Raw genomic sequence first — 18399 nt, forward strand, 5'->3', positions numbered from 1 at the left:
GGAGAGGAAAAAGAATCTTTTATTCAACAGTTGCGTTTGATTGTTGGAGAGATAGATTATTGTTGTCTTGTAATTGATTTTGTTGCATAGCAAAAAAGTTTCGTACTGGGACATTTATATAAAAGAACATACTTATAATGAAAATCGAGAAAGCCCACCCTGCGATTTGCTTATATATCAACATGCCACCATAGCCATCAATTCCATATTTATTGAGTAGGTATACTGTTAATCCTGCCATAAAAAGCCCTCTGATAATGAAAATAACCTGAATAAATTGAAACCATTTAAAGATTCCTTTTTGAAAAAATAATGCTCTGCTGTCCATTCGTGCATAACCTTGCAAATATACAAAATCAACAGCAATATATAAAGAAAGAGGACGCTTAATCAATAGCGTAACAATATAAAGAAATGTATAAAAGAGACCTAGATATACACCATTCCAAATCATTTGCTCTGCTGACCCTGATAGTAAATTTACTGTCGTACCTAGTGCTAGTGAACCTAAAATTAATAAGCCAGTAATGTTAAATTGCTTATCTAAAATAAAGCGGTAAATGGTGTAAACAATCCCTGGAATGGTTGAAATCAGCATTGCTGTATAATCACCTAAAGGCTCTCTTCCAAAATTCCATATAACATAAGGTAATGCCACATAAAAAATCAACTCGAATAAAATTAATATTTTGTTTGAACGTTGTTTTTTCACCATATTCCCCTCCATTTATCTATACTCAGCTTGTACCTTTTCATACTTGTAGATAAACTATATAATTTTGCTCAATAGTTGAACAAGCTAAAACATTTTTCTTAAACTAAATCGCTGCGTTTTTAACTGAATAATCAGACGTTTTATTCTATAAATATTAGGTAATGTGAATTGTATGACTAACGAGAAGGATTTACTGTTACAAATAAAACCAACTGGGAGAGTAATAGCAATTTATTTTTATAATAACAAATCTCTCCTTACTAAACTTATTTAATTTTTTAAGTAAACTGCGCTGTTAGTTGAAAGCATCAGATAGTCTTTAATATTTTATTTGTTTAATTTCTCTCATTTTTCATTGATCCCAATTTTATCCATACTTGCTTGTCCTGGATAACTCTCTTTTATTGCGTTTGTCCAAATAAAAACTTACTTTTAAAGATTCAATGTCATTCGTTGAAAACCATATTGCATCTGGTCTTTGTGGTCTTCGTTTCGAATTTTATGATAAGTTATTCACTAAATTCCCGCTTTACTTCAATAAAAACGGCATTATCCTTCTTGAAGAATAGCCCTCTGATAATGTGAATTTTAATTAGAGTAGATGAAATGGTTAATCAACACACTGTGCAATATGCCTTTATCTGCAATGGCTTCTATGTTTGCCAATTAAGTTACAATGAATTGTTATCGCTTGAAAAAAATTTTATTAAAATTATAACTTTCAGCATAGCCAAATTGTGGGCGAAATCGTATATAATAGAGCTATTCGTAAAAGAAAGTAGTGAATTGATATGGCAACAGGCACACATATGGTCGAAGTACCCGTAGGAATTGAAAATGTATGGGATTTCGTCAGTGATATGGAAAAATGGGCAAAGCTTGTCCCAGGTTATAATGCACATGAGATGATTGATGAAAAACATTCAAATTGGACGTTTAAAGGCAATGTGGGTGTTCTGAAAAAAACAGTACAAGTAGAGATTACTATTTTAGAATGGGCGGCTCCTACAAAAGTAACATTCGAATTAAAAGGAATTTCTGATAACTTTTCAGGAAACGGTTATTTCCTAGCAGAAAGTATTGATGCAGAAAATACAAAAATGACAGGCTTCTTGGAAGTAACAGCCGGGGGATTAGCTGGTCCTGTTTTAAATCCAATCTTTAAGCCAATCGTACCAAAAGCAACACAAATGTTAACAGACCGTGTAGCAAATAAAATTAAATTGGTGAATGTATAACGCTGTTAACTTCTTTCAGCGGGTGTTACGGAATCGGAAAGGAATGCTAAAGGGGATATTAGCCTAAATCATCGCATCCATGTGACAAGCCGATTCCAGACGCCATTATGCCGAGGCATAATTGATACAAACAGTAAAAAGGCATGCTAGAAGAATTTTTCTAGTATGCCTTTTTTGACTCGCTGTGGGGGTTGTTACTGTTATGTGTCTGTGCTTTTTCTTGGGGCATCCGATAAACCGTTCTCCTTGGACCAATACAAAATCCAAACGCATTGTTTTTCTGAGTGAAAGTCTGTATTGATTAGCCACCACCTAGCATACTATCCTTCGAAACTTCATATGATGCAAGGGGAGGGATTATTATCGAACAGAAAACTTGGAATATGAGTGAAACTTTTTGTTTTCCTGGTTATGGCTGCCCAACTGAAATAGCAGCTGTACAAATTAAACCGCGTTGGCAGACGAAGCAGTTAGAAGATTCTTTACGATTAATGGGTATTTATCATATTACGGCACATGTTCGCTTTGATTTTCAAGACATGCAAGCTTTCATGGATGATGAAGAATTAGTACAAATCGATGCGCTTGATATTCAAGGGGATACTGGTTATTTTGAGTATGCAGTTCCGTTAAATGTGGATTTACCAAAGGATGCAGCTATTGAAGATTTAATGGTAAAGGATATTCGACCTATATTAACTAATCAAATGTGTCAGCTCGAATGGACAGTTACAAGTACTTTTAATGAACCTGAGCCAGCACTCGAAAAAGCGCATGTTTTAGAAAAACAGCCGATCGCTGTCAATGCCTCAGCTCAGATAGAGAAGCAAGCTATTAAAGAAACATCACAGGTAAAACAACCTGCAGATGTAGTAGCATCGATTCAAGAAGAAAAGCCAGTAGATGTAGTAGCATCGATTCAAGAAGAACAACCTGAAGTTGTAGCGGTTTCGGCACAAGTAGAAAAGTCTACAGCAGCAGTTTCTTCACCTCAAGAAGAAAAATCTGCAGTTGTAACAACATCAAAGCAAGAGGAAAAATCAAAGGTTGTTACATTTGCTGCTCAAAAGGAAAAGTCTGAAGCAATAGTAGCCTCAGACAAAAAAGAAAAGCCTGCACAAGCTGAACAAAAAACAATGTTGAAGGAATCCTCTAGTCATATTGCAGTCCGTGAATCTAGCTCTTGGCAGGAGGTTCAATCGACGATCTGGGATTTAACGGAAGACTATACACCGCTAAAGGTTCGTGTTTCAAATGACTTCATTCAAAAGTAAATAGCATAGAAGTAGCAGGAGTAATAAGATAATAAAATCTCCAGATGTAGGAATGATGATGACACGTATAAACTGAAAAACACAAATTGGAACAATTATCGTTTTGCAATAAAATCGAAATTGTCGTAGCCAAGGTGGTAAAAGCCAAGGATTATACTTACGTCGACGCATTTGAATTTTCACTTCCTTTTCTAGTAGTGCTTCCTAAAAAATGACTAAATCACTTGAAAAATTCCACGATTTTGCGGTACAATGTGAAAAAGTCGAATATAGATGCTATGACAGGGAAGAGTAAATTATTAGTACATTTTAAGAGAGGAAACGGTAGCTGAAAAGTTTCTATTTGTACCTAATTGAATGTAGCCCTCGAGCAGCTTTAGTGAACTAACAGTAGTTAAAGCCGGTTAAACACCGTTACCGAATTGAGAGCCAGTAGAAAAAGGCTTAAGTAAGTAGTACATTTTTTTTCTGATGAAATGTGTGACAGCTTAACTCGCCTCTGCTGGAATTAAAGGTGGTACCGCGAACTTAAACTCCTTCGTCCTTTTAGACGTTAGGAGTTTTTTTTATTTTCATTAATCTTCTGGTAAATGACCTATATCTGAGTCATCAAAACAGAATGATTGGTACGATCTCACACCGGTAAAATTATGAAGTCAACAGGAGGAGTCAAAATGACAGAAAACATTTCAATGCCTACAAAATATGATCCGCAGTCCATTGAAGCGGGTCGTTATGAATGGTGGTTACAAGGGAAATTTTTTGAGGCGCAGCCTACAAGTGAAAAAGAGCCTTATTCTATTGTTATTCCACCACCGAACGTAACAGGTAAATTACACCTTGGCCATGCTTGGGATACAACATTACAAGATATTTTAATTCGTATGAAGCGCATGCAAGGCTATGATGCACTTTGGTTACCAGGAATGGACCATGCAGGTATTGCAACACAAGCAAAAGTAGAGGCTAAACTACGAGAAGATAATATTACACGTTATGATTTAGGACGTGAAAAATTCCTTGAAAAAACATGGGAATGGAAAGATGAGTATGCTGGACATATCCGCGATCAATGGGCGAAGCTAGGTCTTGCATTAGATTATTCTCGTGAGCGTTTTACACTTGACCAAGGTCTTTCCGATGCGGTTAAAACTGTGTTCGTTCAATTATATGAAAAAGGCTTAATCTATCGTGGCGAACGTATTATTAACTGGGACCCTGCTGCAAAAACAGCATTATCAGATATTGAAGTTATCTATAAAGATGTGCAAGGTGCATTCTATCATATGAAATATCCATTAGCTGATGGATCAGGCTATGTGGAAGTAGCAACAACACGACCTGAAACAATGCTAGGTGACTCTGGAGTAGCCGTTCACCCGAAAGATGAGCGCTATCAACACTTAATCGGCAAAACGGTTATTTTACCAATCGTAGGTCGTGAAATTCCAATTGTAGCAGATGACTACGTTGATATGGAATTTGGTACTGGGGTTGTAAAAATGACACCAGCACACGATCCTAATGACTTTGAGGTTGGTAACCGCCACAATCTAGAACGCATTCTTGTCATGAATGAAGATGGTACTATGAATGAGCTTGCTGGCAAGTATAATGGTATGGATCGCTTTGAATGCCGTAAGCAAATCGTAGCTGATTTACAGGATGCAGGCGTGCTAATTCGTATTGAAGAGCATACACATTCAGTAGGTCACTCTGAACGTTCTGGTGCTGTTGTAGAGCCATATCTTTCAGCTCAATGGTTCGTAAAAATGCAACCACTTGCTGATGCTTCACTTGCTCTTCAAAAAGATGAAGAAGGCCAAGTAAACTTCGTACCATCTCGTTTCGAAAACACATATTCTCGTTGGATGGAAAACATTCGTGACTGGTGTATCTCTCGTCAGTTATGGTGGGGTCACCAAATCCCAGCTTGGTATCACAATGAAACAGGTGAAATTTACGTAGGAAAAGAAGCACCAGCAGATGCAGAAAATTGGACACAAGATGAAGACGTATTAGATACATGGTTCTCTTCTGCACTATGGCCATTTTCTACAATGGGTTGGCCGGATGAGACAAATGAAGAATATAAACGTTACTATCCAACAAGCACGCTTGTAACTGGTTATGATATTATTTTCTTCTGGGTTTCTCGTATGATTTTCCAAGGTCTTGAATTTACAGGTCAACGCCCATTCAAAGATGTATTAATTCATGGTTTAGTACGTGATGGTGAAGGACGTAAGATGAGTAAATCACTTGGTAACGGTGTAGACCCTATGGACGTAATTGATCAATATGGTGCCGACTCATTACGTTACTTCTTAGCTACTGGATCATCACCTGGTCAAGATTTACGCTATACAACTGAAAAAGTAGAAGCCGTTTGGAACTTCTCTAACAAAATTTGGAATGCCTCTCGTTTCGCTTTAATGAATATGGAAGGTATGACATATGATGAAATCGACTTAACTGGTGAAAAATCAGTTGCCGATAAATGGATTCTTACTCGCTTAAATGAAACAATTGAACGTGTAACATCTCTTGCAGAGCGCTACGAATTTGGTGAAGTTGGCCGTGAGCTTTATAACTTCATTTGGGATGATTTCTGTTCTTGGTATATTGAAATGGCGAAATTACCGTTATACGGTGAAGACGAAGCAGCTAAGAAAACGACTCGTTCTATTTTAGCGTACGTTTTAGATCAAACTATGCGTCTATTACATCCATTCATGCCATTCATTACGGAAGAAATTTGGCAGCACTTACCTCATAAAGGTGAATCAATCACAGTGGCAGCATGGCCAACTGTACGTGCGGATCTTCATTTTGCAGAGGAAGCAGACAATATGAAGCTCCTAATGGATATTATACGTTCGGTACGTAATATTCGTGCGGAAGTTAATACACCAATGAGCAAAAAAGTGCCGCTATTTATTTCAGCGAAGGATGCTGCAACGGTTACAGTACTTGAAGCCAATAAAGCATACTTAGAAAAATTCTGTAATCCAGAATCACTAACAATAGGAGAAGGTTTAGAAGCTCCTGGTCAGTCAATGACAGCAGTTGTAACTGGAGCTGAGCTATTCCTACCGCTTGTTGGACTTATTAATCTGGAAGAAGAAATTGCTCGTCTTGAAAAAGAATTAGAAAAATGGGCAAAAGAAGTGAAGCTTGTAACTGGTAAATTATCAAATGAGAAATTTGTATCTAAAGCGCCGGAAGCATTAGTAAATGCGGAGCGTGAAAAATTAGCAGATTATGAAAGTAAACATGCAGTTGTTTTAAAACGTTTAGAAGAATTAAAAAATATGTAAGTCGAGACAGCGGATGGCAATAGTCATCCGCTGTTTTTCTTAATTGATTAGTATGAAATTATATTAGGTGTGTTGATAAGGAATAAATTGGTTTATTTTTGAGTGTTAAAAGGATTTTTTGTGGATCATTACAAAAACGTGTGGTTGATTTCCGTTCCGGCTGGGCGCTTTCCTGGGGGCGTCCGATGAGCCGCTTCACTCGCGATGCTCGCTCCAGGGTCTCATCTGTGACGCTAATCCCCAAGGAGTCGCCCAGCCTCCACTCCAATCAACTTATTTACATAGTAGACGTTTTAACAAAAATCATCCGCGATTTTTGGTGATGAACCTTTTTTGGTGCTATTTTGCTAATATATTCCTATTTTTTACTGATTGTAGTGGAGGGCTACTCGACTCCCGCGGGAAAGCGAGACAGACGAGACCCTACACGAAGCGAAGGAAGCGGCTCGACGCTCGCCCGTTGGAAAGCGAGTAGCCCGTAGCGGAAATCAGTGTTTTTCTGCGTGTTTTTTTACTTTCATTCAATGTAAAAGTAAACAATAGTTTTTTTAGAAATCTATGTGTATTGGGCGCTACTTGTACTAAAATAGAGATATTGCAGTGAAGAGGGAGTGTTTCGTTTGTTTAAAACGATGAAAGAATGTACAGATTTTATTTTTACGTTAAAGGCAGTTGATCATAAACGTGCACCGCTCGTATTGATGCGAGAGGTATTAGCACTTCTTAATAACCCACAGGACAGGCTACGCGCTATTCATTTAGCAGGCTCAAATGGAAAAGGGTCTACAGTGAATGCTCTAAGAGAAATGCTACAACATGCGGGCTACAAAGTAGGCGCCTTTACTTCACCTCATTTAAAACGTGTGAATGAACGTATGACTATTAATGGAATTCAAATTTCTGATGCGCAATTTTTACACTATATGAACAGAGTTTTTGAGATTATAGAGACACATTATGAAGGTGAATTTCCGAGTTTTTTTGAAGTGGTAACACTTATTATGTATCAATATTTTGCGGATGAAGAAGTGGACATTGCATTGATTGAAACGGGACTTGGTGGACGTTTGGACGCTACGAATGTCATTACGCCCCTAATTTCAATTATCACAACGATTTCACTTGAACATACTGCGTTTTTAGGAGATACGTTAGCAAAGGTGGCATTTGAGAAGGCGGGAATTATTAAAGAAAATGTACCTATTATAGTGGGGGTTAAAAGTGAGGAAGCACTTACTGTTATCAGGGAGGTAGCAAAGGAGCGTCATGCCCCGTGCCTTGTTTTAGGGAAGGACTTTACTGTTGAAAACATTGAACAAGGCACTACGATCCAACGCTTTAATTACCGAAAGGCTAATGCGGAGATGGTAGGTGTCCCATTAAAAATGGCTGGGCCTCATCAAATGAATAATGCCAGTCTTGCGATTACGGCGATCCTAACGCTAAGAGAGAATGGGGTCATTGATATTTCAGATGAGTCAATCCATCAGGCTTTGGCAAAAGCTCAGTGGGCAGGCCGATTTGAGCAGTTACCTGGCGATATTATATTAGACGGAGCACATAATTCTGAAGGAACGAACGCACTCATTCAAACACTTAAAACGGTCTATCCACAGCAAAACTATCGATTTATATATGCGGCATTAGCGGATAAAGATCATGCGAAAAGTATTGCTTTAATGGATAGTATAGCTACATCAATTGCATTTACACAAATTGAGCTACCAAATGCTATGCCTGCAGATCAATTAGCTGCATTATCTACAAATGTGAACAAAGAATATAATGCAGATTGGCGTGAAATGGTGCAAACGATACTACATCAAAGAAATAAAGAGGATGTTATCGTTATTACAGGATCCTTGTATTTTATAGCTGAAATACGACAATGGCTACAGGGGGAACAATGATGATTCCAAAATTGAATCACTACAAAGAAAAGTGGAATGTTCAGAGTGATGATGTGATTAAACCTGGTTTGACTGCGATTGAAGAGGCGTTAGCAAGAGTAGGTAATCCAGAAAATAGATTGCAAGTCGTACACATAGCCGGGACTAACGGTAAAGGCTCGACACTTACATTTCTAGAATCAATCGCTAAAGAGCATGGCTTACGTGTTGGTAAATTTATGTCTCCTTGTATTTTAGACGTGCATGACCAAATTCAAGTAGAGGGTCAAGTGATTACAGAAGCGGAAATGAATCATGTATTTCAACAAATGCAGGCAGCTGAACTAAGTGGGAAACTAACAGATTTTGAACTTTTAACGGTTGCAGCTTTTTTACATTTTGCTGCAAGTAATGTAGATATTGCCCTTATTGAAGCAGGTATGGGGGGCTTACTTGATAGTACAAATGTAGTTACGCCAATTGTGTCAATCATACCGAGCATCGCATTAGAGCATACGAATTTTTTAGGAAATTCGATTGAAAGTATTGCTTGCCATAAAGCAGGAATTATTAAACCGAATCGTCCAGTTATTATCGGTGATTTACCGTTAGAGGCGAAGAATATAGTTTATCAGGAAGCTCAAAAAAAACAATCATCGGTACTTGAGCTAAATCATCAATTTTTTGTGCAACATGACAATGATGGAGAGAGCTATAAGCATAATGACAGAGGCATCAGTATTACAAAGCTTACACGTACAATGAAGGGTGCACATCAGGCGAATAATATGGCACTAGCAATTACAGCTTTTTTTGAAGTAGCAACTGCATTAGCGTTACAAGTTAGCGAGGAAGCGATTCAAAAAGCTGTAGAAAGTGCAAACATTTTAGGGCGTTTTGAAGAAATGATACCTTACGTTTTTTTAGACGGTGCGCATAATCCAGCGAGCGCTGAGAAATTGAAAGAAACGATTCAACATGAATTCTCAAATGAGCAGATTACTTTTGTCATAGGTATACTTGCTGATAAGGCTGTAAAAGAGATTTTGCAACAATTTGAGCAAGTAAGTGATTGTTTTTACTTTGTAGATTTTGACAACCCCCGTGCGATGGCCGCTCACAGCATGCTAGAGTTGTCCAACGCCTCGCACAAAGCAATATTAGAAGATTATGTACAATTTTTAAAACAACAGTCAGAAAACAAATCGAGAACGATTGTATCGGGTTCGTTATATTTATTAACGGAAGTACGTAGTAGATTAAAAATAAATTAGCATTTAGTTGAATGAACAATATATTGGCAGTAAAGATCAGGTACTCATAAAAATGAGTCCTGATTTTTTCATTTGGGTATTCTCTCTTTAAGTTCATCAAGTACTTTTTTCCAATATTTTTTCATTTCTTCTCTTACATTCTCATCAGAAAGTTTTTCTTGGTGAAAACTAATAGTTGTTTTATTGTTTGAACTCGGTATAAATCGAACTTGAACTGTTGATGCTTTTTCCCATCCTATCTTTTGCCAAGTAAGGCGAAGTTGCTGTAAAGGTTTGACTACGCGTATTTCTCCTGTACCAAATTTCGTAATATATTTCTGTCCCGGTTCAAGGATAATGTTCGTACTCTCTCCTAACCAGAAGTTTAATCCATCTTGTGAAGTCACAAGGTTCCAGGCTTCTTCTTGGGAAATAGGAAATATCCTTCTAACACCTACTTGGAATCCTACCGTTTTTGTTTGTCCTATAATTTTCGGATTATCCATCTTATTACCCCCATAACAATTATTTATCTGTAATATTATAATTTCTATTTCTTTTTTCTATTTCCTGGGCATATCAAAAAAAGTTTAGGATGACATTTTGTTAAATCTGTATGTCATCTTCATTCGTTAGAACGCTTCTACTGAATGACGAATGGTGAGGTGAATACGGATGTGTTCCGTTAGCGGTTGCAAACACTACTGAAATAGAATTTATCGTTCCAAGCTACAATTACACCAATACGACACCAACTATGATGAACCATTTCCTTTTTTAATACCTCCTTTTCTCATTTGGTAAAATTGTTCTTTAACTGATTGTAGCGTAGGGCTACTCGACTCCCGTGGGAAAACGAGTAGCCCGTAGTGTAAATCAGAACTTTCTAATTAATTAGAGCGGATAAAAATGGTTAATAAACACGCTTGATCTTTTTGTTTATAGTAAAACTTTCATTACAAAAATAGTAAATTTTACAGTGAAACTTCGAAAATAACTATTAAATCAAAATGTAGTAAATTCGCATTTACACATCCTTTTATACATATACTTATATATCAAATTGGTCTTTTCTAAATTTACTTTGATACGTTAATGAAAGAGGTGATGGTCGAATGAAAATTGTCAGTCATGTAATAAAAAAACAAGTATTTCGAGCGATGATTATTGGAGGGATAGTTGGACTTTTTGGTGTAGCCATTTTTTTAGGTATTCTTCAAGCGAGCACTCAATTGTCTTTAAAAAATGATAGTAATGAGGTAGCCAATAAAAGTAACAATGGTAATACTTCCGGAGAAACAGTCCCGACAGCGGGGGGAGCTAAGAGTGGGCCTATGTTTTTTGCAAGTCAAGCAGGCGTCTATTCAAATTATGAAAGTGCAAGCGCGTTTGTATCTGAACATCCTTCATTAAAAGAAAGTGCCATTGTCGAGGTTGATGGAAAATTTTATGTTTGGACAAGTATGGTAACAGACGAAAGTAAGCTTGTCTTTTTAAAAGATCCTGCAACATTTAAAAAAGCATTTACAGTGAGCGGTGACAGTTGTAAGGAAGCAACGATGGCAGAGCTTCCATCTGTGCTAGCTGACAAAAATGCAACAAAATTAAATTTTAAAGATAATTCCAAGGATTCTACGTTGCCTGCTGATTGGCAATCGATTGGAGCGGCAGCCTCGTCTATTTCAACAGATATTAGCATCGTTCGCTTACAAGTTTTTGCCCATTACAAATCGAAAAATGCTTGTCTTCAAGTGAAATTTTAAGCGCAAAAGATAATAAAATAAGCATTATCTTGATTTTTAGAAAATTTTCAAAACCAAAATTCTCCGTTATGATAGCTAATAAGGAGGAATGGTCAGATAATGTTTAAAACAAATCACAAGCTAGTGCTTGCTTCTGCTTCACCAAGACGAAAGGAATTGCTTGCTATGCTATCACTTCCATTCGACATTATTACTAGTGAAGTGGAAGAGACAAGCGTACAGGCAACTACAATGCAAGATTATGTAAAAGGTGTAGCACTCTTAAAAACACGTGATGTGGCGAAAAAAGCTCCAAATGCCACGATTATTGGAGCAGATACTATTGTTGTTTATGATGATGAGCTACTCCATAAACCGAAAAATCGTGAGGAGGCAATTTCTCACTTATTGCGCTTATCAGGTAAGCGTCATGCGGTCATGACAGCTGTTGCCATTATTGAGCCTAACGGTAATGAAACTACATTCGTTGAAGAGACCAATGTTGTCTTTCATCATTTATCGCAGGAGCTCATCGAAGCATATGTAGATTCGGGAGATCCATTTGATAAAGCAGGTGGCTATGGCATTCAAACTACTGGAACCCTTTTAGTAAAACGAATTGAAGGAGATTATAACAATGTTGTTGGGTTACCACTTGCAGCGTTGTTTACGCAATTGGTAGCACTCAATATAATCCAATTTGCGAAGGAGTGAGGCTTTTTTGCCGAATGATGTTTTACCAAGGACGATGATACGAGATGTTAATATAGAGGATCGACCGCGTGAGAGGCTACGGAGACAAGGAGCTATGAGTTTATCGAATCAGGAGCTGCTGGCTATTTTACTAAGGACAGGCACTAAAGAAGAGTCTGTTCTTGTACTTGCCAATCGCATATTAAGTGTTTTTGAGCGTTTACATGATTTGAAACATGCAACAATAGAAGAAATGGTTGCTATAAGAGGAATCGGAGAGGTTAAAGCCATTCAATTATTAGCAGCCATTGAACTTGGTAGACGTCTCGCACAGAAACAAAGCGATGAAAAATATACGATTCGTTCACCGCAAGATGCCGCAGCCTATTTAATGCCTGATATGACCTCGCTGAATCAAGAACATTTTGTCGTTCTTTTTTTAAATGTAAAAAATCAAATTATTCATAAGAAGACGATTTTTATAGGCAGTCTAAACGCTTCGATTGTTCATCCTAGGGAGATAGTGCGCCCATAAGGGTTTATAAGGAATCTGCTTTCGCACAGCAGTAGGGGAATATCACTATCTGTACCCTATCATTAGCCAACTTATCTGAAAGGGAAACTAATCAGGGAGTGTAGCATGTTGGAAAAGCCAGAAGTTACTTAATGACCAAAGTACGACTGAATGGCGAGATGAATTGTATAAATAAGGATAAAGGCTAAACTGCTTGAATGATAGCTCAAGGGGGACTACTCGGACCTTTAGCGGGAGGTCATGATTTACGCTATTTGAAATGTGCATTGTTCTTAAAGATTTCGAGAATGATGATGTGATACCATTTCACCCAACTTTCATATAAAAGTAACGAGCGAACGTCATATCCGACATTATACATGCGATAAGTCTTTATAAATCTAAATGGGGATTACCTAAGTCAGAATGCCTTATGGGCTATGTGTTTAGACACTGAATATCTGATATGGTAACGGAGCTCTCGTAGTAGTCCGCGCTAGGGAAAGCCTAGTACATGGCGAAGGGGAGCAGTTTACCCTGTTAATACCAAATTGGGAAGGAGCGGAGGCTCTATGAGAATTCCAAAAGTAGTATTAAATCGTCTAACTGCCAAAGCAAGAGATGAAAGCTATGTATTTGAACGACTATATCGTAACTTGTACAATAAAGAATTCTATTTTGAAGCTTACGTAAAACTGTATAAAAACAAGGCCAGTAATACAAAAGGAATCAATGAAGATACGATTGATGGCATGAGCGTAAAGCGTATAGAAAAGCTCATTGAAAAATTAAAAAATCAAGCGTATCAACCAAATCCAGCACGACGGACATACATCCCAAGGAAAAACGGGAAAACAAGACCGCTTGGCATCCCTACTTTCGAGGATAAACTAGTCCAAGAAGTTGTTCGGCGATTACTTGAAAGCATTTATGAGCCACAGTTTTCAGTACACTCTCATGGATTTAGACCCAATCTTAGCTGTCATACAGCATTAAAAGAAATCCGTAATACTTTTACGGGAACCAGATGGTTTATTGAGGGTGATATTAAAGGGTTCTTCGATAATATAGACCATCATGTGTTAGTTAGCATTTTGAGAAGACGAATTCATGATGAAAAATTCATCAATTTAATCTGGAAATTTTTACGAGCAGGTTATGTAGAAGATTGGGTGTTTCATAAAACTTATAGTGGTGCACCACAGGGAGGAATCATCAGCCCTCTGCTATCGAATATTTATTTAAATGAACTCGATAAATATGTGGAGCAATATATGAAAAGCTATGATAAAGGTGACAAACGAGTGCACAATTTAACATATCATAATCTTGCTTCTAAGATTAATCATCGCAAAAGTAAGAATAAACATGATTGGGCGACCTTATCCGAGGAGGAAAAGAAAGAACGCTTAAAGGAATTAAAATTCCTTTATAAAGAACTGCAAAGCCATGATAGTAAAGACCTTTTCGACCCAAATTACCGACGTCTAAAATATGTTCGTTATGCAGATGATTTTATACTTGGTGTCATCGGGAGTAAAAAGGAAGCTGAACAAATTAAACAAGACTTGACAATGTTCTTAAAAGAACAGTTAAGGCTAGAATTAAGTGCTAAGAAAACATTGATTACTCATAGCAAAAAGAATGCCCGTTTTCTTGAGTATGATATTCGTGTCGTAAGAGATTGGCATCGAATGAAAATGCCAAACGGAACTAAAAAGCGTAAATTCAACTATCAAACAAAGCTTTTCGTTCCACATGAAAAATATATTCAAAAGCTCTTACAATTAAACGCTTTAAAAATAGGAATGAATAATAGTTGGAAACCTATTCATCGCCCGTATTTAGTGCATAATGACGACCTTGAAATTATTCGTACATACAATGCAGAAATAGAAGGCTATTACAATTACTATCGCCTAGCGAGTAATGTACATGTTTTACAGTCTTTCCGTCAAACGATGAAATACAGCATGATTAAAACGTATGCGAATAAATATAAGAGTACCGTTAGAAAAATTATCACTAAATATAAGATTAATGGGGAATTCGGCATTCAATATGAAACAAAAGAAGGTCCAAGAATTACTTATTTTACAGAGCAACGAATGGAAAAGAACGATGCAATTAAACAGCCAACAGTTGATATAGTTGAAAATACACTAATTTATACAGGGCGTACAAATCTGATTGACCGATTACTTGCCGAAAAATGTGAATGGTGTGGAGTATCAAGTGTATCACTTGAAATGCATCATATTCAAAAAAAAGAATTTACAAGGTAAGAAAAAATGGGAACAGAAAATGATAGCCCGTAAACAGAAAACAATGGCTTTATGTATATCGTGCCATCACGATTTGCATAATGGCAAGTTAGATTAAAGTAAATGGAAAGCCGTATACTCTGAGAGGAGTACGTACGGTTTGGAGGGGAGTTCTTGGAAACCTAATATAGAAATATACCAAGGCGCTGGGTTCTCACCCTACTTTCGCGAGGCTGTCAAAAGATCTGCCGCTTCTATTATTTGTGCACATAATCATCCTAGTGGCATTCCAACACCCAGTGATGAAGATATTGAAGTGACGAGACGAATTATAGAGGCGGGTTATATTATAGGCATTGATTTAATCGATCATCTCATCATCGGTGATCATCAGTTTATTAGTTTGAAAGAAAAAGGTTATTTTTAACTCTGCATTCATTGTGCAGAGTTTTTTTGATTTAGTTTTTCGAGTTCTTGAACATTTGTTGAGATAGTTAACGGATTACTTTAAGAATCCTTATATTGTTGCTTATGCCAACATTTGATGAAGAATCGAATCAATAAAATAATTTTGTAGTTTTTGGAGAAAATATAAAAAATAAAAACGAACCTTTTTTTTTATAAAACGTTATTGTATTCGTAGAAATGTCTATAATATTCACAAAAATTGGTAGCCTATTACACGTTGTCTTACAAGAATAAAAATTATATGCTAATCTATACGTACTGTTTTTAATTAGGAGGGAATTAAAATAGTATCTTTTCTGCGAGAAGAGGTATGTGGCACTACAAATTCTTGCGCTTTTCCGTTATAATGAACGGTATGATTTTATCTTTGTTCAAGAAAGACTCTCACTCCAGCAGGTGTGAGATAAATGAGTGTGTAGTTTTTTCAATAGGTGTCTAACACCAAGTGAATGAAGATATAGCCTCGGGGTGTAATGCGCCGGGTGTAAGTTGATGTCAACGAAAGTATGGCTTAAATAGAAAGGGAGTACACAAATTGTTTGGATTAGGAAGTAAAGATGTCGGGATTGACCTTGGCACAGCGAATACATTAGTGTTTATTAAAGGGAAGGGGATCGTTTTACGTGAACCTTCAGTTGTAGCAAAAAATACAAAAACTGGAGATATCGTTGCAGTTGGTAATGATGCGAAAAATATGATTGGTCGTACACCTGGCTCAATCGTAGCAATCCGTCCTATGAAAGATGGTGTTATTGCTGATTTTGATATTACTACAGCGATGATAGAATACTATTTAAAAGAAGCTTGTAAAAATTCTGGTGGTAACTGGAAAAAACCGAATGTTATGATTTGTGTGCCTTATGGTATTACATCGGTTGAACAGCGTGCGGTTATCGATGCTGCTCGTCAAGCAGGTGCTAAAGAAGCATTTACAATTGAAGAGCCATTTGCAGCTGCAATCGGTTCGAACTTACCAGTATGGGATCCAACAGGGTCAATGGTCGTTGATATCGGTGGCGGTACAACAGAGGTTGCCGTTATTTCATTAGGTGGTATTGTAACGAGTGAATCCGTGCGTGTGGGCGGGGATGCTATGGACCAATCCATTATTTCGTATATCCGTAAATCATATAACTTAACAATTGGTGAACGTACTGCGGAAGCAGTAAAAATGGAAATTGGTACAGCGTTAGCTGAGGGTCCAGAAGAAAAAATGGAAATTAGAGGACGCGACCTATTAACAGGTTTACCTAAAACAATCGAAATTTCTTCACAGGAAATTTCTGAATCTTTACGTGAAGCGGTAGCATCTATTATTGATGGTGTTCGAAAAACTCTTGAACAAACACCTCCGGAATTATCTGCAGACGTAATGGAACGCGGAATTGTATTAACAGGTGGTGGAGCGCTATTAACGAATTTAGACAAAGTTATTAGCCAAGAAACTAATATGCCAGTATTTATCGCAGAAGATCCACTTGACTGTGTAGCAATTGGTACAGGTAAAGCTTTAGAACATATTGATTTAATTCGTCAACAACAAGTTAAAGGGTAAGGAGGTTTAGGCAATGCCACACTTTTTTTTCAATAAGAAATTAATTCTGCTGCTCGTGGGCATGGTTTTTCTTGTGGCATTGATTAGCTTCTCATTACGTGATCGGACGAATGCAACTTTACCAGAGCAAATTATTAAAGACACTGTCGGCGTCGCACAATCTATTGTTGCGAAGCCGGCGAATTATATTACTGGTGTTATTAATAGTATTGATTCCCTCTTAAACACGTACGAAGAAAATAAACGTTTAAAAGCACGCTTAGATGAATTTGCTGCTGTACAAGCTGAGGCATCGGACTTGAAATCTGATATAAAGAAATTTAAGGATCTCATGGACAAATCGGAAAGCTTAAAAGCCTATGATCCGATTCATGCCACAGTTATCGCTAGAAATCCTGACCAGTGGGAAGAAAAAATTATTTTAGATAAAGGATCTTCACACGGTGTAGAGAAAAATATGGCAGTTATGACAGCGAAAGGGTTAGTCGGTAAAGTTACTTTAGTGACACCTTTCACCTCTGAGGTAGAGCTTTTATATACAAATAATCCAAACTATCGTGTTTCTGCGATGGTTCAAGGAGATAAACAAGCATACGGTTTAATCGAGGGCTATGATAAAGAGCGTAATGAACTCATCATGAAGCGAATCGATTCAAGTTTAACAGTTAAAAAAGGTCAGCAAGTAGTTTCATCAGGACTTGGCGGTATTTTCCCTAAAAATGTGCCAATCGGAGAAATAACTGAAGTAAGTACAGATGATTTTGGCTTAACAAAACTGGCCTATGTAAAACCATCTGCTGATTTCTCAATTTTAGACTATGTTGTTATTGCTAAACGTTCCGCTACTGTGATAGATGGATCTGATGGTAATACATCCAACGAGGATTTAACAAATCCACCACAAAAGGGTAAAGAGGAGGCGAAATGATGGTTCGGTTTCTCATCCCCTCTGTGGCAGTTTTACTATTTTTAGTGGAGCCAGAGTTTGCTATGCTTTCACCGATTGAAGTGAAAGGACAAATCTTTTATTTAGTTCCAAGGTTTTTAATCTTATATTTAATATTTATATCCATCTATTACAGCCGTCAGCGTGCGGTAATGTATGGACTTTTTTTTGGTGTCTTGTATGATGTGTTTTACATTGATATTATTGGATTATATTCAGTACTGTTTCCGCTTACTTGTTTTCTAGCAGGGTCAATTGTGAAAGTTATTCATCAGCACTTAGTTGTGACAACGACCATTTCAGTTGTTTTAGTAGCAATTTTAGAATTTATACTCTATCAATTCTTCTATCTTATCGACTTTACAACGATTCCATTATCGGATTTCTTACGTTCACGACTGCTGCCGACGATCATTGCTAATGCATTATTTTTAATGATTCTTGGTTGGGCCTTCAAGTATTTAATTAATGCGCGTGTCTTACAGAGAGCACGTGAAGTTTCTTAACAAAGAGCAACGTGGGGTGAGG

12 protein-coding genes, 3 pseudogenes and 1 other annotated feature are annotated in these 18399 nt (G+C 37.2%); of the genes and pseudogenes, 13 read left to right on the forward strand and 2 right to left on the reverse strand.

Annotated elements, in window-relative coordinates; genetic code table 11:
* Positions 1-19: 19 nt before the first annotated feature.
* Positions 20-715 carry a VC0807 family protein gene (locus MWJ95_RS12605; RefSeq protein ID WP_249105832.1) on the reverse strand — a complete coding sequence of 232 codons (696 nt, stop codon included), beginning with the start codon at positions 713-715 and terminating at the stop codon, positions 20-22.
* Positions 716-1506: 791 nt separating this feature from the next.
* Between MWJ95_RS12605 and MWJ95_RS12610 the strand changes: the two genes are divergently transcribed.
* The 5 genes from MWJ95_RS12610 (at position 1507) to MWJ95_RS12635 (ending at position 9710) form a co-directional block, all read left to right on the forward strand.
* Positions 1507-1953 (forward strand): SRPBCC family protein, encoded by a 447-nt coding sequence (locus MWJ95_RS12610; RefSeq protein WP_249072748.1) that lies wholly within the window; start codon positions 1507-1509, stop codon positions 1951-1953.
* Positions 1954-2336: 383 nt separating this feature from the next.
* The gene (locus MWJ95_RS12615; protein WP_249105834.1) at positions 2337-3227 is read left to right on the forward strand and encodes a valyl-tRNA synthetase; all 891 of its coding nucleotides are present in this window, start codon (positions 2337-2339) and stop codon (positions 3225-3227) included.
* Between the two features lie 269 nt (positions 3228-3496).
* Positions 3497-3776, forward strand: a binding site (T-box leader).
* A 125-nt stretch (positions 3777-3901) separates the two neighbouring features.
* The gene (locus MWJ95_RS12625; protein WP_249072746.1) at positions 3902-6547 is read left to right on the forward strand and encodes a valine--tRNA ligase; all 2646 of its coding nucleotides are present in this window, start codon (positions 3902-3904) and stop codon (positions 6545-6547) included.
* A 620-nt stretch (positions 6548-7167) separates the two neighbouring features.
* Positions 7168-8457, forward strand: coding sequence for a bifunctional folylpolyglutamate synthase/dihydrofolate synthase (locus tag MWJ95_RS12630; protein ID WP_249105836.1), 1290 nt, complete (start codon positions 7168-7170; stop codon positions 8455-8457).
* Complete coding sequence (locus MWJ95_RS12635) at positions 8457-9710, forward strand: bifunctional folylpolyglutamate synthase/dihydrofolate synthase (protein ID WP_481817354.1); 1254 nt, start codon at positions 8457-8459, stop codon at positions 9708-9710. Before MWJ95_RS12630 ends, MWJ95_RS12635 begins: the two co-directional genes overlap by 1 nt.
* Positions 9711-9778: 68 nt before the next feature.
* Here MWJ95_RS12635 and MWJ95_RS12640 read toward each other — a convergent pair whose 3' ends face one another.
* Complete coding sequence (locus MWJ95_RS12640) at positions 9779-10195, reverse strand: SRPBCC family protein (RefSeq protein WP_249105842.1); 417 nt, start codon at positions 10193-10195, stop codon at positions 9779-9781.
* A gap of 609 nt (positions 10196-10804) precedes the next feature.
* Between MWJ95_RS12640 and MWJ95_RS12645 the strand changes: the two genes are divergently transcribed.
* The 8 genes and pseudogenes from MWJ95_RS12645 to mreD all read left to right on the forward strand — a co-directional run bounded on the left by MWJ95_RS12645 (position 10805) and on the right by mreD (position 18377).
* Positions 10805-11452 (forward strand): hypothetical protein, encoded by a 648-nt coding sequence (locus MWJ95_RS12645; RefSeq protein WP_249105843.1) that lies wholly within the window; start codon positions 10805-10807, stop codon positions 11450-11452.
* A gap of 99 nt (positions 11453-11551) precedes the next feature.
* On the forward strand, positions 11552-12145 hold the full coding sequence (locus MWJ95_RS12650; RefSeq protein ID WP_249072741.1) for a Maf family protein: 594 nt from the start codon (positions 11552-11554) through the stop codon (positions 12143-12145).
* Between the two features lie 34 nt (positions 12146-12179).
* Positions 12180-12653, forward strand: a pseudogene (gene radC, locus MWJ95_RS12655) (RadC family protein); the annotation flags it as partial.
* Positions 12654-13210: 557 nt separating this feature from the next.
* Positions 13211-15020 (forward strand): annotated as a pseudogene (locus tag MWJ95_RS12660) (reverse transcriptase/maturase family protein).
* Positions 15021-15125: 105 nt separating this feature from the next.
* Positions 15126-15329 (forward strand): annotated as a pseudogene (locus MWJ95_RS12665) (JAB domain-containing protein); the annotation flags it as partial.
* A gap of 576 nt (positions 15330-15905) precedes the next feature.
* Positions 15906-16925: a rod shape-determining protein gene (locus MWJ95_RS12670; RefSeq protein ID WP_249072739.1), complete on the forward strand. Its 1020-nt coding sequence runs from the start codon at positions 15906-15908 to the stop codon at positions 16923-16925.
* Between the two features lie 13 nt (positions 16926-16938).
* Positions 16939-17853: a rod shape-determining protein MreC gene (gene mreC / locus MWJ95_RS12675; RefSeq protein WP_249072738.1), complete on the forward strand. Its 915-nt coding sequence runs from the start codon at positions 16939-16941 to the stop codon at positions 17851-17853.
* Positions 17853-18377 (forward strand): rod shape-determining protein MreD, encoded by a 525-nt coding sequence (mreD, locus tag MWJ95_RS12680; protein ID WP_249073030.1) that lies wholly within the window; start codon positions 17853-17855, stop codon positions 18375-18377. The genes mreC and mreD overlap by 1 nt, the downstream gene beginning before the upstream one ends.
* The last annotated feature ends 22 nt before the right edge of the window (positions 18378-18399 follow it).

The sequence above is a fragment of the Lysinibacillus sp. Bpr_S20 genome (genome assembly GCF_023337835.1).
GTDB lineage: Bacteria > Bacillota > Bacilli > Bacillales_A > Planococcaceae > Lysinibacillus.

What these genes read in the sequence shown, in the direction of transcription:
- MWJ95_RS12650 (WP_249072741.1), top strand. Translation starts at nt 11,552, where the DNA reads ATGTTTAAAACAAATCACAAGCTAGTGCTTGCTTCTGCTTCACCAAGA.
- mreC (WP_249072738.1), top strand. Translation starts at nt 16,939, where the DNA reads ATGCCACACTTTTTTTTCAATAAGAAATTAATTCTGCTGCTCGTGGGC.
- MWJ95_RS12640 (WP_249105842.1), bottom strand. Translation starts at nt 10,195, where the DNA reads ATGGATAATCCGAAAATTATAGGACAAACAAAAACGGTAGGATTCCAA.
- MWJ95_RS12645 (WP_249105843.1), top strand. Translation starts at nt 10,805, where the DNA reads ATGAAAATTGTCAGTCATGTAATAAAAAAACAAGTATTTCGAGCGATG.
- MWJ95_RS12635 (WP_481817354.1), top strand. Translation starts at nt 8,457, where the DNA reads ATGATTCCAAAATTGAATCACTACAAAGAAAAGTGGAATGTTCAGAGT.
- MWJ95_RS12610 (WP_249072748.1), top strand. Translation starts at nt 1,507, where the DNA reads ATGGCAACAGGCACACATATGGTCGAAGTACCCGTAGGAATTGAAAAT.
- MWJ95_RS12625 (WP_249072746.1), top strand. Translation starts at nt 3,902, where the DNA reads ATGACAGAAAACATTTCAATGCCTACAAAATATGATCCGCAGTCCATT.
- MWJ95_RS12605 (WP_249105832.1), bottom strand. Translation starts at nt 715, where the DNA reads ATGGTGAAAAAACAACGTTCAAACAAAATATTAATTTTATTCGAGTTG.
- mreD (WP_249073030.1), top strand. Translation starts at nt 17,853, where the DNA reads ATGGTTCGGTTTCTCATCCCCTCTGTGGCAGTTTTACTATTTTTAGTG.
- MWJ95_RS12615 (WP_249105834.1), top strand. Translation starts at nt 2,337, where the DNA reads ATGAGTGAAACTTTTTGTTTTCCTGGTTATGGCTGCCCAACTGAAATA.